This window comes from Cetobacterium sp. 2G large, assembly GCF_014250655.1.
GTDB classification, from domain to species: domain Bacteria; phylum Fusobacteriota; class Fusobacteriia; order Fusobacteriales; family Fusobacteriaceae; genus Cetobacterium_A; species Cetobacterium_A somerae.
Genome location: NZ_JACHTH010000005.1, coordinates 1,335,440 through 1,355,414 on the forward strand (window position 1 = coordinate 1,335,440; position 19,975 = coordinate 1,355,414).

The 19,975-nt window shown below is 31.2% G+C and carries 14 protein-coding genes; all 14 read right to left on the reverse strand.

Features of this window, described 5'->3' with window-relative positions; translation table 11 throughout:
* Nucleotides 1–28: 28 nt before the first annotated feature.
* On the reverse strand, nucleotides 29–3,607 hold the full coding sequence (gene nifJ, locus H5J23_RS09190) for a pyruvate:ferredoxin (flavodoxin) oxidoreductase (RefSeq protein ID WP_040407386.1): 3,579 nt from the start codon (nucleotides 3,605–3,607) through the stop codon (nucleotides 29–31).
* Nucleotides 3,608–3,780: 173 nt separating this feature from the next.
* A complete protein-coding gene (locus tag H5J23_RS09195) occupies nucleotides 3,781–4,986 on the reverse strand; it encodes an acetate/propionate family kinase (RefSeq protein ID WP_023050978.1) in 1,206 nt (401 codons plus the stop codon).
* Nucleotides 4,987–5,086: 100 nt separating this feature from the next.
* Nucleotides 5,087–6,085 (reverse strand): phosphate acetyltransferase, encoded by a 999-nt coding sequence (gene pta / locus H5J23_RS09200; protein ID WP_040407388.1) that lies wholly within the window; start codon nucleotides 6,083–6,085, stop codon nucleotides 5,087–5,089.
* Between the two features lie 133 nt (nucleotides 6,086–6,218).
* Entirely contained in the window at nucleotides 6,219–7,388 is a 1,170-nt protein-coding gene (gene ftsY / locus H5J23_RS09205; protein ID WP_185891845.1) for a signal recognition particle-docking protein FtsY, read from the reverse strand.
* A 14-nt stretch (nucleotides 7,389–7,402) separates the two neighbouring features.
* Nucleotides 7,403–8,794, reverse strand: a complete 1,392-nt coding sequence (locus tag H5J23_RS09210) for an NAD(P)/FAD-dependent oxidoreductase (protein ID WP_040407391.1) — start codon at nucleotides 8,792–8,794, stop codon at nucleotides 7,403–7,405.
* 21 nt (nucleotides 8,795–8,815) lie between these two features.
* The gene (locus H5J23_RS09215; RefSeq protein ID WP_023050982.1) at nucleotides 8,816–9,292 is read right to left on the reverse strand and encodes a hypothetical protein; all 477 of its coding nucleotides are present in this window, start codon (nucleotides 9,290–9,292) and stop codon (nucleotides 8,816–8,818) included.
* An 18-nt stretch (nucleotides 9,293–9,310) separates the two neighbouring features.
* Entirely contained in the window at nucleotides 9,311–10,420 is a 1,110-nt protein-coding gene (gene yqeH / locus H5J23_RS09220) for a ribosome biogenesis GTPase YqeH (protein ID WP_023050983.1), read from the reverse strand.
* Nucleotides 10,421–10,457: 37 nt separating this feature from the next.
* Nucleotides 10,458–11,360 (reverse strand): tyrosine-type recombinase/integrase, encoded by a 903-nt coding sequence (locus H5J23_RS09225; RefSeq protein ID WP_185891846.1) that lies wholly within the window; start codon nucleotides 11,358–11,360, stop codon nucleotides 10,458–10,460.
* A 12-nt stretch (nucleotides 11,361–11,372) separates the two neighbouring features.
* A complete protein-coding gene (trmFO, locus tag H5J23_RS09230; protein ID WP_185891848.1) occupies nucleotides 11,373–12,683 on the reverse strand; it encodes a methylenetetrahydrofolate--tRNA-(uracil(54)-C(5))-methyltransferase (FADH(2)-oxidizing) TrmFO in 1,311 nt (436 codons plus the stop codon).
* A 56-nt stretch (nucleotides 12,684–12,739) separates the two neighbouring features.
* Complete coding sequence (gene topA / locus H5J23_RS09235) at nucleotides 12,740–15,031, reverse strand: type I DNA topoisomerase (RefSeq protein WP_185891850.1); 2,292 nt, start codon at nucleotides 15,029–15,031, stop codon at nucleotides 12,740–12,742.
* Nucleotides 15,032–15,094: 63 nt separating this feature from the next.
* A complete protein-coding gene (gene dprA / locus H5J23_RS09240; RefSeq protein WP_185891852.1) occupies nucleotides 15,095–16,159 on the reverse strand; it encodes a DNA-processing protein DprA in 1,065 nt (354 codons plus the stop codon).
* Nucleotides 16,160–16,171: 12 nt separating this feature from the next.
* Nucleotides 16,172–16,792, reverse strand: a complete 621-nt coding sequence (locus tag H5J23_RS09245; RefSeq protein ID WP_185891854.1) for a M48 family metallopeptidase — start codon at nucleotides 16,790–16,792, stop codon at nucleotides 16,172–16,174.
* 1 nt (nucleotide 16,793) lies between these two features.
* A complete protein-coding gene (gene xseA, locus H5J23_RS09250; protein WP_185891856.1) occupies nucleotides 16,794–17,993 on the reverse strand; it encodes an exodeoxyribonuclease VII large subunit in 1,200 nt (399 codons plus the stop codon).
* Between the two features lie 9 nt (nucleotides 17,994–18,002).
* Entirely contained in the window at nucleotides 18,003–19,973 is a 1,971-nt protein-coding gene (uvrB, locus tag H5J23_RS09255) for an excinuclease ABC subunit UvrB (RefSeq protein ID WP_023050990.1), read from the reverse strand.
* Nucleotides 19,974–19,975 lie beyond the last annotated feature (2 nt).

Genomic DNA, 19,975 nt, shown 5'->3' on the forward strand with positions numbered 1-19,975 from the left:
TTCTACCTTATCTCTAAATTTCAAAGAATTACTTAGCTTCAGCTGTGAAGTCTAATGATGCAAGTCTTTGATATTGTCTCCATCTTCTTTGAGACTCTGATTTATTTTTAGCAAATAAATCTTTTGCATGTTCTGGTTTAGATTTTGCTAATGTAGCATATCTAACTTCTCCCATTAGATAATCATTGTAATTATCCCAGTTAGGTTCTTTACAATCGATTTGAAGAGGGTTCTTTCCTTCTTTTTCTAATAATGGATTATATCTGAATATTGGCCAGTATCCACACTCTGTAGCTTTTTTCATCTCAAGTTGACTGTTACCCATTCCATTCTTTAATCCATGACTTATACAAGGAGCATAAGCTATGATTAATGATGGTCCTGGATATGCCTCAGCTTCAGCAATTGCTTTTAAGTATTGAGCTTGGTTAGCTCCCATAGATACTTGTGCAACATAGATATGTCCGTAAGACATTGCAATAGCAGCTAAATCTTTCTTCTTATTAGGTTTTCCTGCAGCTGCGAATTTTGCTACTGCTCCTGTTTGAGTTGATTTAGATGCTTGTCCTCCTGTATTAGAATAAATTTCAGTATCCATTACTAAAACGTTAACGTCATCTGAAGAAGCTAAAACGTGGTCTAATCCTCCATAACCGATGTCATAAGCCCATCCGTCTCCTCCAAATATCCATTGTGATTTCTTAACAAGATATTGCTTTAACTCTAAAATTTCTGTTGATACTCCACAGTTACATGCTTCTAAAGCTGGAACTAATCTATTTCTGATTTCTTTAGTTTTATTTCCATCTGCTCTATTTTCAATCCACTCAGCAAACATTGCTGCAACTTCTGGAGAAACATTTGCCATGTTTTCTTCCATTATTGTTTGAATTCTATCTCTCATTGTTTCAACAGCTGTTGCCATTCCGTATCCAAACTCTGCGTTATCCTCAAATAATGAGTTACCCCATGATGGTCCTTCTCCACAGCTATTTGTTGTATATGGAGTTGATGGTGCTGATCCTCCATAAATTGAAGAACATCCTGTAGCGTTAGCTATCATCATTCTGTCTCCAAATAATTGAGTTATTGCTTTAATATAAGGAGTTTCTCCACATCCTCCACAAGCTCCGTGGAACTCAAATAATGGTTGTGCAAATTGTGATCCTTTTACTGATGTTTTTGGCATAAACTCATCTTTATATGTTACTTCGTTGAATAAGTAGTCAGCATTTTCTTGCTCACCTTTTTCAACTTCTTGTCCAATAGGTACCATAACTAAAGCTTTCTCTTTAGCTGGACATACGTTAGCACATAGTCCACATCCTGTACAATCTAATGGAGATACTTGGATTTTATACTCTAATCCTTCTAACCCTTTTCCAATTGGAGTTTTTGTTTTTAACTCGTTTGGTGCTCCTGCTTTTTCCTCAGCTGTCATTAAGAATGGTCTTATAACTGCGTGTGGACAAACATATGAACATTGGTTACATTGGATACAGTTTTCAGATTTCCACTCAGGAACGTTTACTGCAACTCCTCTTTTTTCGAAAGCTGTTGTTCCGTTCTCAAATGTTCCATCTTCATATCCTAAGAATGTAGAAACTGGTAACTCTTCTCCTTTTAAAGCATTTATAGGTTTTGCAATTTTCTCTACAAATGACTCTAATTTAGATGTTGATCCACATCCACATCCTGTACAAGAGCAAGCTCCTTTTTCTTCAACAACTTCAGTTGTTAAGTTAGCCCATGAAGGATCAACTGTAATTTGAACTAATTCTCCAGCTCCTTTATCAATAGCTTCATAGTTCATTTTAACAATTGCGTCACCTTTTTTAGCATATGACTTTTCAGCATATTGCTTCATATAAGTTTGTGCATCTTCAAATGGAATAACATCTGCTAATTTAAAGAATGCTGATTGCATTATTGTATTAGTTCTTCCTGCTAATCCTATTTCTGCTGCTAATTTATTAGCATTTATAATGTAGAACTTAGCGTTTTTCTCTGCTAATTGTTTCTTAACTGAATTTGGTAAATGAGCTACAACCTCATCTTTATCCCATACACAGTTTAATAAGAATGTTCCACCTTGCTTTAATCCACCTATCATATCGTATTGTGTTAAGTATGCTGGTACTGAACAAGCAACGAAGTTTGGTGAAGATACTAAGTAAGTTGATTTAATTGGATGTTTACCAAATCTTAAGTGAGATCTTGTTGATCCTCCAGATTTCTTTGAGTCATATGCAAAGTATCCTTGTGCATATAAATCTGTTTTATCTCCAATAATTTTAATTGAGTTTTTGTTAGCTCCAACTGTACCATCTGATCCAAGTCCGAAGAATAAGCACTCTCTTACTCCTTCTGCTCCTGTTTCAATGCTTGGTCCAACTTCAAGAGATTTGTAAGTTACGTCATCGTTGATTCCAACTACAAATCCATCTTTTGGCTCATCTTGCTTTAAGTTATCAAATACAGCTTTCATTTGAGCTGGTGTTGTGTCTTTTGAAGATAATCCATATCTTCCACCCACGATTACTGGAGCGTTTTCCATTCCATAGAATAATCCTCTAACGTCCATGTATAAAGGCTCTCCTAATGCTCCAGGTTCTTTTGTTCTATCTAGTACAGCAATTTTCTTAACTGTCTTAGGGAATACATTGAAGAAGTATTCAGCAGAGAATGGTCTATATAAGTGAACATTGATAAGTCCTACCTTTTCTCCTTTTCCTACTAAATAATCAACTGTCTCTATTAATGTTTCACAAACAGATCCCATAGCAATAACAATATGCTCTGCATCTGGTGCTCCATAATAGTTAAATGGCTTATAATCTCTTCCAGTTACTTTTGAAATTTCTTCCATATAGTTAGCTACAATTGCAGGTACTGCATCGTAGAATTTATTTTGTACTTCTCTAGTTTGGAAGTAGATATCGTCGTTTTGAGCTGTTCCTTTTGTTACTGGGTGCTCTGGGTTTAAAGCTCTTTCTCTGAAAGCTTTAATAGCATCCATATCTACTAATCTCTTGAATACATCAAAATCCATTACTTCAACTTTTTGAATTTCGTGTGAAGTTCTGAATCCATCAAATATATTCATGAAAGGAACTCTTGATTTAATAGCTGCTAAGTGTGCAACTCCTGATAAATCCATTACTTCTTGTACTGAGCTCTCAAATAACATAGCAAATCCAGTTTGTCTAGCTGCATAAACGTCTTGGTGATCACCAAATATTGATAACGCTTGTGCTGCTAACGCTCTTGCTGATACGTGGATAACTCCTGGTAAAAGTTCTCCAGCTATTTTATACATATTAGGCACTTTTAATAGTAATCCTTGTGATGCTGTATATGTTGTAGTTAAAGCTCCTGCCTGTAAAGATCCGTGAACTGTTCCAGCTGCTCCTGCCTCTGATTGCATTTCAACAACTTTTACTGGAACTCCAAACATATTTTTCATTCCTCTTGATGCCCACTCGTCAGTGTACTCAGCCATTGGCGATGATGGAGTTATTGGATAAATACCTGCTACTTCTGTAAAAGCATATGATGCATATGCTGCAGCTTGGTTACCATCCATAGTTTGCATTTTTTTAGCCATTTGAATTGTCCTCCCTTTTTTAATTGACTCTAAAGTTAACTCTATTTTACGAGTATTCTTATTAATTGTCAATTAAAGTTCTCGATTTTTTTAAGAAATTTTTAAACTAATTCAACCAAATATAATTTTTTACTGACTAATATGTTTATTTATTAAACAACTTTCAACACTTATTACTTTGTAGCGTTTACAATTTCGTAAGTATCTCTAGCTATTACTAACTCTTCATTTGTAGGTATTTTGAATGCTTTTACCTTAGATGTTTCTTTAGTTAAAAGAACATTTCCTTTTTGTCTCTTAGAGTTAACTTCTTTATCTAATTCAACTCCGATAAACTCTAATCCTCTTAAAACATCTTCTCTAACTTTTCCAGAATTCTCTCCAATTCCTCCTGTGAAGCAAATTGCGTCTACTCCACCCATTTGAGCTGCATAGTTTCCAACATATCCTCTTATCTTGTAAGCGAACATATTCTCAGCTAATAATGCTCTTTCATTTCCTGCTGCTGCTGCGATTTCCATATCTCTACAGTCTGAAGACTCTCCAAATACTCCTAAGATTCCAGATTGCTTATTCATTCTGTCGTCCATTTCTTTATCTGATAATCCTCTTTTATTCTTTATGAATAAAACTGCTGCTGGATCGATATCTCCACATCTAGTTCCCATCATAATTCCTTGTAATGGAGTTAATCCCATAGTTGTATCAATACATTTACCATTTTTAACTGCAGATATTGATCCACCGTTTCCTAAGTGACAAACGATTATTTTTGATTCAGCTGGATTTCCTAATAACTCTTGAGCTACTCCTGAAACAAATTTATGAGATGTTCCGTGGAATCCATACTTTCTAACTTTTAATTCTGTATAATCCTCATATGGTAATGCATACATGTATGCTTCTTTTGGCATTGTTTGGTGGAATGATGTATCGAATACTCCAACATTTGGCTTTCCTGGCATTAATTCTTGCATTGTTCTAATTCCTAATAAGTTTGCAGGGTTATGTAATGGTGCTAACTCTGAACACTCTTCCATAGCTGCCATAACTTCTGGAGTTACTAATACTGATGAAGCAAATTTCTCTCCACCGTGTACTACTCTGTGACCTATTGCATCAATCTCTTCTACTGATTTTATTACTCCATATTCTGGATTTGTAATAGCATTTATTACTAACTCTAAAGCTTCCTTGTGAGTTGGCATATCTTGCTTTATTTCGATTTCAAAATCGTTAGCTGGAGTTTCATACTCCATTTTTGATCCTTCGATTCCTATTCTTTCGCAAAGTCCAATTGCAAAAAGCTCTCCTGATTCAGGATTTAATAATTGGTACTTTAGAGATGAACTACCACAGTTAATAACTAAAACTTTCATTAAATTTACCACCTTAATTTTATTTTTTATTTTAATATATTTGATTTGTAAGGAGTTAAAACTCCTTACAAATTTTTACCTTAATTTAAATTATCGTCTATTACTTTCCAGCTTGTACTGAAGTTATTGCAGCTAAATCCACGATATCTTTAACTGAACATCCTCTTGATAAGTCATTTATTGGAGCTGCTAATCCTTGAATTAAAGGACCATATGCCTCTGCATTAGCTAATCTTTGAACTAATTTATATCCAATATTTCCTGCTGCTAAGTTAGGGAATATTAATACATTAGCTTTTCCTGCTACTTTAGAATTTGGAGCTTTTTTAACTCCTACTGATGCTACTAAAGCCGCATCCGCTTGTAACTCCTCTTCAAATGCGAAATCTGCATTTCTTTCTCTTAAAATTTCTCCTGCTCTTTTTACAACGTCTACTGAATCATGCTTTGCTGATCCTTTTGTAGAGAATGACATAAGTGCAACTTTTGGATCTAATCCAGCTACTGTAGCTGCCGTTATAGCTGCTTCTGATGCGATATCAGCTAATTGCTCTGATGTAGGCTCAGGAATTACAGCACAATCTCCAAATACTAAGATTTCTCCATAAGTTTCTACATTATGCTTTAACTCCATTAAAAATACTGATGATACTGTTTTTACTCCTGGTTTTGTTCCAACAACTTGTAATCCAGCTCTTAAAACATTTGCTGTAGGTGAATCTGATCCTGAAACCATTCCAGCTACATCTCCCATTTTAACCATCATAGCACCAAAGAAGTTAACATCAGTTGTTAATAATCTTTCTGCCTCTTCTGGAGTCATTCCTTTTTTTGCTCTTAACTCACAAAGTTTCTCAACATATGAAGCTAATTTATCAGTAGTTTTTGGATCGATAATTTCAACACCATCTAAAGATACTCCTAAATTTGCAGCAAATGTTTTTATTGTTTCTACATTTCCTACTAATACTGGAGTTCCTAACTTCTCCTCAACTACTCCTGCAGCTGCTCTGATTACTCTCTCATCAGTAGCCTCAGGAAGAACTATTTTGTTTCCTAAAGTTTTTGCTTTTTCTTTAATTTGAACTATAATGCTCACTTTAAGTCCTCCTTGATTTTTATTAAATAAATTGCACATTTTTAACTATACTGTAATAGTGCTCATAATTTTCAACTATATATTAACAAATTTTATATATATTTACAACAGAAATTCTATTTTTTTTAATATATTAGTCAAAAATAGCTTGTATGTACTCTTTACTATTAAACTCTCTTAAATCCTCTATTCCCTCTCCTACTCCTATATATTTTATAGGTTTTTTAAGCTCTTCAGAGATGCTAAATAGTATTCCTCCCTTAGCTGTTCCATCTAATTTAGTGACAATAAATCCTGTTAATTTTGTCACTTCGTTAAATACTCTCGCTTGAATCAATCCATTTTGTCCTGTAGTTCCATCTAAAACTAAAATTGACTCGTAAGGTTGATCTCCTATTTTTTTCTTTATAATATTATTTATTTTTTCTAATTCTTTCATCAGATTATTTTTATTATGTAGTCTTCCTGCTGTATCGATAATTACAACATCAGCATTTTTATCTTCTCCAGCCTTTAAGGTATCAAAAACAACCGCTCCTGGATCTGCTCCTTCTGGATGCTTTACAATCTCAGCTCCTGCTCTTTTTACCCATTCTTCTAATTGCTCAACTGCTGCTGCTCTAAACGTATCCGCTGCACCTATTACAACTTTTTTACCATCTTTAACTAATTTAGCTGCAATTTTTCCAATAGTTGTAGTTTTTCCAACTCCATTTACTCCAACTATTAATATTACGTTCATTCTTCCAGGTTGAATATCTAATTTAGTATTTTCTGTAATCAAATATCCTTCTAATACATCTTTTAATACTGGGTATACATCTTCAGGTTTTTTAACTCCTCTAGCTTTTACTTCTGCTTTTAAATCTTTTACTATCTTCAAAGTCATTTCAATACCAATATCTGATTGTACTAAAGTATCTTCTAACTCTTCATACATCTCACCATCTACTATTGATTTTCCTGTAAAAATATTTTTTAAAGTTCCAAACAGTCCCTCTCTTGATTTAAATAATTTTTCTTTTAAAGATGTAAAAAAGCTTCTTTTTTCAACTTTTGGTTTTTCTACGTAAACTACCTCATCTTTTGTTTCTTCCTGATCTATTGTTGACTCTTCCTTTTCTTCATCATCAATAGCTTTTTCTACAGCTTCATCTATTTTCTCTTCTTCATCTATCTTCTCTTCTTTTTGTTCTTCAAGAGATTCTAGCTCCTCTTTTACCACTTCTTTTTCTAACTTTTCTTCTTGCTCTTCGACTTTATCCTCTTTTTTTCTACCGAAAAGTTTATTAAAAAATCCCATTATAGTCCTCCAAATTATTTAGAAATTATATGTCTTACGGCTAGTATCCCCATTACTGCAGCTATATTTAATCCACTTCCGTATCCTGAGCTGTCTCCTGCGGCATATAATCCTTTTATATTAGTTTCCATATTAGCATCTATTTTTATTCTTGTACTTCTAAATTTTATCTCAGGGAAATATAGTAATAAATCACTTGATGCAAATCCAGGAGTTATTTTGTCGTGAACTTCTATAAATTCTATAATATTATCTAAAATTCTCTTTGGACATGCTAAAGCAATATCTCCAGCTACGTAATCCTCTGTTGTAGGAATTATATTTAATCTAGCTATAGATTCATCTGTTGATCTTCTTCCCACTTTTAAATCTCCGTAAGATTGCATTAATATCTTACCACCAGTTAACATTGATGACATCTTCGCTATAGCAGTTGCATATTCAAATGGTTGCTTAAATGGTTGTGTAAATGTTTTTGTACATAATAAAGCTAAGTTTGTATTTTGAGATTTCTTATCTTTATATGCATGGCCATTTGCTAACACTACATCGTCACTATGCTTTTCTGCAGCTATAAATCCACTTGGATTTGAACAGAAAGTTCTCATCTTATCTCTATATTTTGTTGTATGATAAATCATCTTTGCTTCGTAGAAATTTTCGTTAATATCCTTCATTACTAAATCAGGTATCTCTACTCTTACACCTAAATCAACTGCACCTGTCTCATATGATACTCCTGACTCTTCACACATCTCCATCAGTTTTTTTGCACCACTTCTTCCAAGTCCAATTACAACATTTTTTGCGAAGTAATTTTCAACTTCATCTTTTTTATTTTTTACAGTTACTCCTTTTATTTCACCATTCTCTATTATTAATCCTTCAGCAGATCTTTCAGTTATAAACTCTACACCTTTTTCTAATAAAGAATTTACTAATTTTGTATATAGTTCTCTTGATCCATCTGTTCCCAAGTGCATTGTTGGTGTATCTACTAACTGTACATTATTTTCAATACATCTTTTCTTTAAATCTAACATAACTTGGTTGTACTCTAAACCAGATGGTTTTTCATCAAATCCAAAATCTTTATATATATCTGCTACATATTGAATAGTTTCATTTACAATTACTTTTCCAGTTAAAACATGAACATCTCCACCAACTCTATAATCCATATTAAATTTAGAGTCCGAAAAAGCTCCAGCTCCTGAAACTCCATAAATTATTGCACAAGTTGGACACTTTACACATGTTCCTAGCTTTTCTTTTGGACAAACTCTTTGTGTTAACATTCTACCTTTGTCTAAAACTAAAATCTTTAAATCCTTATTCTTTTTAATAGCTTCGTAAGCTCCAAAAACCCCAGCTTGTCCTCCACCTAAAAATATAATATCGTACATTTGTTTTCCTCCATTCATGTTCTACTGTCTAATCCAGTTTACTTTTTCTATATAAATATCCTCAGGTAAATTAGGATGAATCTCTCCTGTTCTTTGAGAATAATTATAATTCCAACCACCATTTTTATTTGTATTTTCAAAATCTTGTACATCATAAACTTCATTTGATGCAATTATTGAGTTACTACCATAAGTCTTAGCCAAAGTTTTTCGTCCATAAATATCTGCAAAAGATATCTTCTGTCCTTTTTCATTCACATAATCTAAAAGGTGTAAGTTCATATTTACCCCTGGTTTTGTTAACTCAGGATAACTCCCTGTCAATTGATAGTATTTCTCTAAAGCTATTCTAAGTTCTTTTGTACTTCTCACTGTTTCATCAATTTTGTACGTTCCTGTTAAATCATCGATTCCTCTCATAGCAAGATAGATAAATAAAATTGTTACTGCTATATTTATAATCCAATTTAGAGTAGTTATTCTTCCGTCTTTTTCCATCCCTTTAGAACCTCATTTTTATCTTTTTGGCTTTATAAAAGCTTCTCTAATAATTATTTCTCCACCCTTTGGTGATGTTATTTCCACTTTTAAAGGCCCTCTTTTTACAGATAACCATCCTAGTCCTTTAAAGACTAACTCTTCCCCTGTTTCCACTGTATAAACTTCTACATCTTTTTCTAAAGAGTTAAATTCATCTCTACAATTTTCACACGGTGGAGTTAAAAAGTCTGCTTTTTGCATTAACTCTTTTGCTTTTTCTACATTTGTTTCATGGAATGTTACATCTTTAGATGCATATAATGAAAATATCGGTTTTAAATCGTCATCGTTTAAAACTCTCATTTGAATCATTCCACCAATTAATATAACTCTATCTTCTTGAACTTTATAAGTTTTTCTTGAAATCTCATTAGCAGGAATTATATTTTGATTACACTCTTGACATACAAAATCAGAAAATCTTCCACTAGGAATTAATCCCGGAGTATCAATTAAAGTTATTTTTGAGAATGGAATCTCTGTTTTAACACTTTTTAAAGTTGTTCCTGGGAATTTTGATACTGTTACTCTTTTAGCACCTATAAGCTTATTTATAATACTAGATTTCCCAACATTTGTTACTCCTAAAACTAAAGCTTTAGCTCCATCAGGATAAAAATGCTTGATTTTCTTAAATATTCCATTTATTCCATATCCATTTTTAGAACTTACTATAGCTATGTCTAAAGGAGAAATTCCCTCTTCTCCTAATCTTCCTTTAACCCAATCTGCAACTTCTGATGGATGTTTTTCATCTGGTATTAAATCTAACTTATTAATTACAACAATTGATTCCATCTCTCTTAAAATGTCAAGAATCTCATCATCAAATGATCCTTCAAAATCGATAATATCAAAAACAGGTATTGCTACATCTGCTTCTGCTAAACTTTTTTTAACTTCTTGTCTATAATCCTCTTTTGTCATTTTTATAGGAATATACTGCCCATAATTTTTTATCTTAAAACATCTTTGACAAAGTAGTTCTTTATTATCCCCTTCTAAAACTGATTTCGGCAAATATCCATTAGAATTAGGATTCTCTCCTTGAAGTTCAATTCCACATCCTATACATTTTTTCGTCATAAACTCTCCTTCAATTTATAATATTAATATTTTTCTATCATTTGATTTCTATCTCTTTAGACAGTTCTTTTCTTCTTTTTTTCTCTAAAGCTTCTAAATATATTTTTGTTGAATCTAAATTTGAGTGACCTAATAATTTTTGTAACTGCAATAAGCTAATACCATGCTCTAACATGTGAACAGCAAATGTATGTCTAAAACTATGTGGACTTATCTCCTTTGTTATTCCTGCTTTAACACCGTATCTATCTATAAGTCTTCTTAAAGAACGGTCAGTTAATCTTCCACCAGATCCGTTAACAAAAAGTATCTCTTTATTATATTTAGATCCTAACTTTTCCTTTTTAGCTACTATATATCTTTTGAAGAAATTTTTTGTTCTCTCACTAAAAAATACAGTTCTATATTTTTTAAAACTTGTTACAACAACTTCTCTACTCTCTAGATTAAAAACTTCTTCTCCTAAACCTAGTAATTCTTGTGATGTTATTCCACTTGAGTAAAGAAGTTCTACAATCAACCTATCTCTCAAGCTGTGATAATTTTTTAACTCTATTGCTTTTCTAAATCTTACTATTTCTTCTAATTCAAGAACTTCAGGAATTCCTCTATCATAGCTTGGCGCTACTATTAATTGAGCTGGATTACTTTTTATTTTCCCCGTATCCTTCAAATATTTAAAAAATGATTTTATAGATGAGATTTTTCTATTTAAAGATCTTTTTCCTATATCACACCCTTGAAGTTCTACTAAAAACTCTCTAAAATTAAATCCATCTATATCAGAAATTTTTTTTAAATCATTACATTTTATAATATATTCATTAAATCTATATAGATCTATTCTTAATGACTTTATTGTATTTAAGCTCTTTCCTTTTGCGAACTCACAATGATATAAAAACTCTTTTATATCCCCTAATAAATTAAGAGTATCCATCTCAAACTCCTTTTATTTCTCTTGATTTAACTTTTCATCTAAATATTCTAAAGCTATTTTTGATATTTTATTATACTTCTCTTTTTTATCTCTTATTCTTTCATCTAAAGATTTTATTACACCAAAATTAGGTCCCATTGGTTGGAAATTTTTCTTTTCCTCTGTAATATATTTAATAATTGCTCCAATTGAGCTTCTATCATCTAATATTAATGGTGCTTTCCCATCCATTTTTCTAAGAATGTTAGTTGCCGCCATTAATCCAGTAGCAATAGCACAAACATATCCTTCCCCACCTGTTATTTGTCCTGCAAAGTATATATCTTCATTATTTTTTAAATTTAATGCTGGTGTTAATAGCTTTGTTGAATTTATAAATGTATTTCTATGCATAACTCCATATCTTACAAACTCTGCATTTTCAAGTCCTGGTATCATTGAGAATACTCTCTTTTGTTCTCCCCACTTTAAATTTGTCTGAAATCCTACTAAATTATATAACTTTCCATCTTTATCGTCTTGTCTTAACTGAACTACTGCAAATTCCTCTTTTCCAGTTTTTGGATTTATTAATCCTTTTGGTTTTAATGGTCCAAATAGTAGAGTTTTAAATCCTCTTTGAGCTATTCTTTCAACTGGCATACATGCCTCAAATAATTTTTCCTCTTCAAACTTTTTTAAAGGAGCTCTTTCTGCTGATATTAAAGCTTCATAAAAAATTTCATACTCCTCTTTATTCATTGGACAGTTAATATATTCTCCTTCTCCCTTATCATATCTTGATTGGAAAAATACTTTATCTTTATCAATTGATTCTAAAGTTACAATTGGAGCTGCTGCATCATAAAAATATAGATATTCCTGCTCTAATGTTTTTCCAATATTTTTAGATAGCTCATCCGATGTTAATGGTCCACTAGCAACGATAACTATTTTATCTTTTGGAATCTCTTTCAACTCTTCATTTATTATTTCAATATTTTCCATAGAATGTAATTTCTCTGTTACCTTTTCTGAAAACCCTTCTCTATCTACAGCTAGAGCTTGTCCTGCAGGAACTTTAACTTCATCTGCAATTTCAATAAGTAAAGATCCCATTCTTCTTAGCTCTTCCTTCATTAATCCAGAAGCATTCCCTAAATGATCTCCTCCTAAAGAGTTACTACATACTAACTCAGCAAACTTTTCACTTTTATGAGCTTCCGTTGAAACTTTTGGTCTCATTTCATATAATTTTACTTTAACTCCACTTTTTGCTAATTGGTATGCTGCCTCCGAACCAGCTAATCCAGCTCCTATTACTATTACTTCTTTATTTGTCATCTGTTCTCCTTTTTTATACATACAAAAGTCTCGCCTACAAAGGCGAGTCCTTTTATCTACTCTTTTTTATCTTTTTCTAATTTCTTTATATTTTTACAATCAGGATATCCTGTACAAGCCAAGAATTTCCCCCATCTTCCTCTACCTATTTTAAATGGTCTTCCACATTTCTCACAATTTCCAGCATTTTTTAGAATCTCTTCCTCTTCTTTCTGAATTTTATCCATAATCCATTTCAGTTGAACTATTCCATCTTTTTCTTCAATTGAACCATTCATAAGAAGCTTTTTTACTTCTCCAGGTAAAGAAACTCTTTCGTTATCCTCTTTAAAGTTTTCACTCTCTAAATAACTACCAAAACGTCCTAATTTTAGAAGTAATCTACTTCCATTACTTAAAAACACATCTGTTAATTTTCCTTGTTTAACTCTTAATTGCTCTTCTAATAACTCTTTTACTTTTATATTTCCATTTTTAATATCTTCTAATGGAACTTCAATCCCTTTTAAAGAGTATTTTTCCTTACAATTTTCATCTGTACAACATAAATATCTTCCAAATCTTCCATTTTTCATAATCATATTTCCAGATCCACAAGGGCATGGAACATCTGAAGTTATTATTCTACTCGATTCCTCTTCAACTTTAATTTTATAAAGCTCTAAATCTTTTGAAAGCTTTGAATAAAAATCTTTTAATATCTCAATCCAATCTCTCTCTCCCTCTTCAACTAAGTCTAAACCATCTTCTAAAGAAGCTGTAAATTTAACATCCATTATATCTTTAAAGTTTTTTTCTAATATCGTTTTTATTTCGTATCCTAATTCTGTTGGAATAAAACTTTTACCTTCAATTACAACATACTCTCTTTTCTTTAGAGTTTCAATTATTGACGCATACGTAGATGGTCTACCTATTCCATCAGCCTCTAATTTCTTAACTAAAGATGACTCTGTTAATCTAGAAGGAGCCTTTGTCCAATCCTCTTTTATGTGTAATTTATTCAGTTTTAAGAAATCACCCTCATTTATTGTTGGAAACTCTCCTAGTGGTAATTCCTCTTCATCCTTAAACACTTTATAATACCCATCAAATATTATTTTGTTTAAAGTTCCTCTAAATTGGTAATCTCCATTTTCTAAAATTATTTCAAATTGCTCATATTGCATTGGTGCTAATTGAGATATCATAAATCTTTCCCATATCAATTTATACAATTTATACTGATCTGGAGCTAAATCTTTCTTTATTTTATCTGGCTCTAAATAAATATCTGTTGGTCTAACAGCTTCATGGGCATCTTGAATTTTTTCATCTTTTTTCTTCTTTACCCCTTCTTTACCTAAATACTCTTTTCCAAAAGTTTCAACTATATAACTTTTTGCCATTTCTTTAGCTTCATCAGATATTCTTGTCGAATCTGTTCTCATATAAGTTATCAAACCTTTTTGATTTCCATCTATACTTATACCCTCATATAATCCTTGGGCTACAGACATAGTTTTTGAAGCTGAAAATCCTAAATATGATGATGATAATTGCTGTAATGTACTTGTTTTCAATGGCAGTGGTGGATTTTTAGATTTTTTAGTTACTTTAGAGTTAATAACTGCATATTCTGAATTCAATGTTAACTGAACATTTTTTACAATATCCTCATCTGTAACTCTTTCGAATCTTTTTCCTTCTATTTTATAGAGAGAAAGATTCATCTTATTTTCAAACTCACCTTTTATATCCCAAAACTTTTCAGGAACAAACTTTTTTATTTTATCCTCTAAATCACATACTAATTTTAAAGCAACTGATTGAACTCTTCCAGCACTTGTATTCGAAGATATTGACTTCCATAAAAGAGGACTTATCTCATATCCTACTAGTCTATCAAGTATTCTTCTTGCTTGTTGTGCATTAACTCTATCTATATCCACTTTTCTAGGATTTTTTATGGCTTCTCTTATTGCTCCATTTGTTATTTCGTTAAACTCTATTCTATTAGCTTCATTTTCATCTAATTTTAATGTTTGAGCTATATGCCATGCAATAGCTTCTCCTTCTCTATCCGGGTCAGATGCCAAATATACTTTATCTGATTTTTTAGCAAGATCTTTTAAAGTTTTTATTACATCTCCCTTTCCTCTTATCGTTGAATAGCTAGGTTTGAAATCATCTTGCACATCCACTCCAATTTTACTTTTTGGCAAATCTCTTACATGTCCAAAGGAAGCTGTAACATGAAAATTATTCCCCAATATTTTTTCAATAGTCTTCGCTTTTGCAGGTGATTCCACTATTACTAAATTTTTTTTCGCCACTATTTTCACCCCTAATTTTTTCTCTATATACATTATTCGCTCTTAATTATATTAGAAATTAATAAAAAAATCAACCAAGGGTACCAAGTTTCCCATTTATAAACGTCTTCTGTAGTGTCCTGCTGGTAAGCTTTGAATATAACCCTCTATTTCTAACTCCATTAAATTACTCAATAATTCACTTGTTTCACAAGAAACTTCTTTTCTTATTTCTTCTAAATGCATTTTCGTTTTTAATACACTATATATTTTTAGTTTTATCCCAATTAATTTATTTAATTTTTTTCCATCTTCACTTATTTTTAACCAGCTGTACTCATTTAATATATCTTCACCAGATACTATCAATTTAGCTTGAGACAGCTTTATTAATTCATTACATCCTTGGGATAATGGATATGTCACATCTCCAGGAAAAGCAAAAACATCTCTTCCTTCTTCTAAAGATATACTCGCAGTTATTAAACTTCCTCCTTTTGAAGAGCTTTCAACTACTACAGTTCCTTTAGATAAGCCAGCTATTATTCTATTTCTTATTGGAAAATTTTTAGGTGTTGGTCTCATTCCTATTGGAAATTCTGATATTACTAATCCTTTTCGTTCTATTTCATCTCTTAATTTGATATTTGTTCTTGGATAAAATATATCTATTCCACATCCTAAAACAGCAATAGTATTACCTTTATACTTTAATACTTCCTTATGAACTATTGAATCTATTCCTAAAGCTAATCCACTTACAACAACTACTTCTCCATCAACTAAATCTTTAACTGCTCTTTCACAACAAAGTTCTCCATATTTTGTTGATCTTCTTGTACCTACTATAGAAATCATTTTATTTTTACTTAAAAGTTCTATGTTTCCTTTATAAAAAAGAAAAAGTGGAGGTTTTGCTATATTTTTCAAACTATCAGGATATCTATAATCGTTAATACTAATTAAGCCTATCCTGTTTCGTTCTAAATAATCCATAACCTCCAAATATTTTTCACAGTATTTTGAATTTTCTATCAATCTGGTATCGTCTGTGGTTAAATTCAACATATTTGTAAGTTTATCTAAATCAGCAAAAATATCTTTATATCGTTTATTACATCCCATTAAAGCTCTAATCTTACTATTTTTTAAACCCATTAATTTTAATCGATACCACTCCATCTGTCACCTCTTTTATCTAGAATATGTAGACGTTAACATATTACTTATCTCTTTTGACTGTGGATATAATCTTCTTCCTTCTTGTAAAACCTCTCTTGCTCTATCAATTTTCTTTTCAGCCAAGTAAATATCTCCTAAAGCTAAAAATCCTTCTACACTAGGCGCATAGTTCATATATATTTGAATATCATCTATCGCTTTATTGTACCTCCCTAAATTTCTGTACGCTAATCCTCTTCCTAAATAAGCTTCTTTCATACTAGGCTCAATACTAATTGCAACGCTATAAAAATCAATCGCTTTATTATAATCTCCAATAAATCTATAACTTGTTGCTGCTCCAAATAAATTTCTAGAGCTATCTATATTGCTACTAAAAATTTGAGCTGCTCTTTCATATTTTCTATTTCTAAAATATTGATCTCCTAAATAAAAAACCTGATTTTCATCTCCACTTATAGAGTTTATATAACTTTTAAAATATTTTTCATACTCTTTTAAAAGAACTGCCGCTTTATCTCTGTCATCCTCTCTCGCTATTTGGCTTTCTAGACTTTGAATATATGGTGGTCTTTGATCACCTAAAGCTATTAAACTAAGAAAAAGAAATAATATTCCTATTAATTTTTTCATTTTAAATAATCTCCTCTATTCTACTAATTATTTTTCCATTTTTTATAGTTGTCTCAATTGAATCTCCAAGTTTTACTTGAGAACTTTCTTTTATTACCTCATCACCTATTTTAGTTATACTGTAACCCCTTTTTAAAACATTTAAAGGATTTAAAGCAATTATTTTTTCTGTACACACTTCTAACTCGTGACTTTTATTTCTAAATATCTTTTTCATAATATCTTCGATTTTCTCTTCTTTTGATACTAACATTTGATTTTTTTCCTCTATAGCCTTTATAAAATTCTTTAGTACATAACTACTTTGTAACTGTTTTATCTCATCTTTTTTCTTTTTTATTACTCTATTGATACTATCTTTTACTCTTTTTTCTTTTTCTAACAATTGCTTTTCTATCTCTTTTTTTACAGGAATAGATATTTCTATTGCTTGAGTTGGAGTCGCTGCTCTAACGTCTGCTACTAAATCAGATAATAAATTATCTATCTCATGACCTACAGCTGATATTATTGGTTTTTCACTTTGAAAAAATGCTCTTGCTACCTCTTCCTCATTAAAAGCCCACAAGTCTTCAACACTTCCTCCACCTCTACCTGCAATAATCAAATCTATTTCCGGTATTTTATTTAATGTTTCAATACCTTTTACAATTTCCTCTTTAGCTCCTACACCTTGAACTTTAGCTGAATAAATATAAATATCTATATTTTCAAATCTTTTTCTTGTTGTATTTACTATATCATGAAATGCTGCTCCTGTATACGCTGTTACAATTCCTATTGCCTTTGGATATTTAGGTAAAACTTTTTTAAATAATGGTGAAAATAACCCTTCCCTCTCTAAATCCTTCTTTAACTTTTCTAACTTTGCAAACATCTCACCAAGCTTATCTTCTTTTTGTACATGTCTAACCAGTACCTGAAAATCTCCTCTAGCTTCATAGAAGCCAACATCTCCAAATATCTTTACAGAATCTCCCTCTTTTAAATCTTCAGCTATTCTTTTAAATTTATAATTAAATGCTGCACATTTTATCTGACTCTGTTTATCTTTTAAAGTAAAATATAAATGACCACTTTTATAGTATGTTACTCCTGAAAGCTCTCCCTTTAAAAAAAATTCTTGAAAGTTTGGGTTTTCATCTATATATCCTTTTACCATTTTATTAAACTCTGTTACACTATAAATTTTCTCTTCCATAGTCCACCCCTACATCTCTAATAACATCAATTTTAATTTGTTCATCTCATCTCTTTTCTCTATAGCTTTTTCAAAGTTCAATTCTTCAGATAATACTTTTATTTCCTTAACTAATTTTTTTATCTCCTTTTCTATATCCTCTTTACTTGTGAAATGCTTAGTTTCAACTATCTTCTCCTCTTCAGCTTCCCAATTAAATAACGATTCTGAAACTTCTCTAAAAATTGTCTTAGGCTCTATATTGTTTAATAAATTATATTCTCCTTGTTTTCTTCTTCTTCTTTTAGTTTCTTCGATAGCATATTTCATAGAATCAGTCATAACGTCACCATACAATATTACTCTTCCATCAACATTTCTAGCTGCTCTTCCTATTGTCTGAACTAATGATCTTTTACTTCTTAAAAAACCTTCTTTGTCAGCTTCTAAAATAGCAACTAATGATACCTCCGGTATATCAAGCCCCTCTCTCAATAAATTTATTCCAATTAAAACGTCAAATTCACCTTTTCTTAATCCTCTAATAATCTCAATTCTTTCTAAAGTATCTATATCTGAATGCATATACTTTACTTTAACACCTAAAGTTATATAATACTCTGTTAATTCTTCAGCCATCTTTTTGGTTAAAGTAGTTATTAGAACTCTTTCCTTTTTTAAAGCATTTTTTCTAATCTCATCTAAAAGATCATCTACTTGATTTTTAGTTTCTCTAACTTCTATAATTGGATCTAAAATTCCTGTCGGTCTAATTAGCTGTTCAGCTATGTGTCCATTAGATTTTTCTATCTCAAAATCTCCTGGAGTAGCTGAAACAAAAATTGTTTGACCACAATTTTCTCTGAACTCTTCAAATGTCAAAGGTCTATTATCTAGGGCTGATTTTAATCTAAATCCATTTTCAACTAAAGCTGTCTTTCTTGCTCTATCACCATTATACATCCCTCTTATTTGGGGAACACCAATATGAGATTCATCTATATAAACAATAAAATCTTTAGGAAAATAATCCATTAATGTATCTGGTTTGTCTCCAGGGTTTTTATGTGTTAAGTATCTTGAATAATTTTCAATTCCTTTACAGTAACCAACTTCTCTTATCATTTCTAGATCATAGTCTGTTCTTTGCTTTAATCTTTGAGCTTCTAAAAGTTTTCCTTTTTCTTCAAACTCTTTTACTTCTTTTTTTAAATCTTTTCTTATCTCCTCTATAATTCTTTCTTGTTCCCCCTCTTCTGTTACATAATGAGTAGCAGGAGAAATTGCAACTCTTTCTAAATTTCTTTTTATCTTTTGACCTGTCAATGTATTTATTTCAGAAATCTCCTCAATTTCATCTCCCCAAAACTCTATTCTATAACCATTTTCCATATAAGATGGATATATATCTACTACATCTCCTTTTACCCTAAACTTACCTCTTTCAAAAGCGATATCATTTCTTTCATATCGTAGTTCTATCAACTTTGATATCAACTTTTTTCTACTATAACCTGTTTTTTTATCAATTGCTATAGTTAAATTTTTATAAGTCTCTGGTGATCCAAGTCCATAAATTGCAGATACCGAAGCTACGATTATAACATCTTTTCTATTTATTAAAGCTGCCGTTGCCGCATTTCTAAATTTATCTATTTCATCATTTATAGACGAATCTTTCTCTATGTAAGTATCTGTTGTTGCTATATAGGCTTCTGGTTGATAGTAATCATAATATGAAACAAAATATTCTACTGCATTTTCTGGAAAAAAACTTCTATACTCTGCAAATAACTGTGCTGCCAATGTTTTATTCGGAGCTAATATCAATGCTGGTCTACCACTTTCTTTTATTATATTAGCTATTGTAAATGTCTTTCCTGAACCAGTTACCCCTAGTAATGTTTGATCTTTTACACCTTCATCTAATCCTTTAATTAATTTTTTAATTGCTTCTGGTTGATCTCCTGTTGGACTATATTTTGAATTTAATTTAAACATCT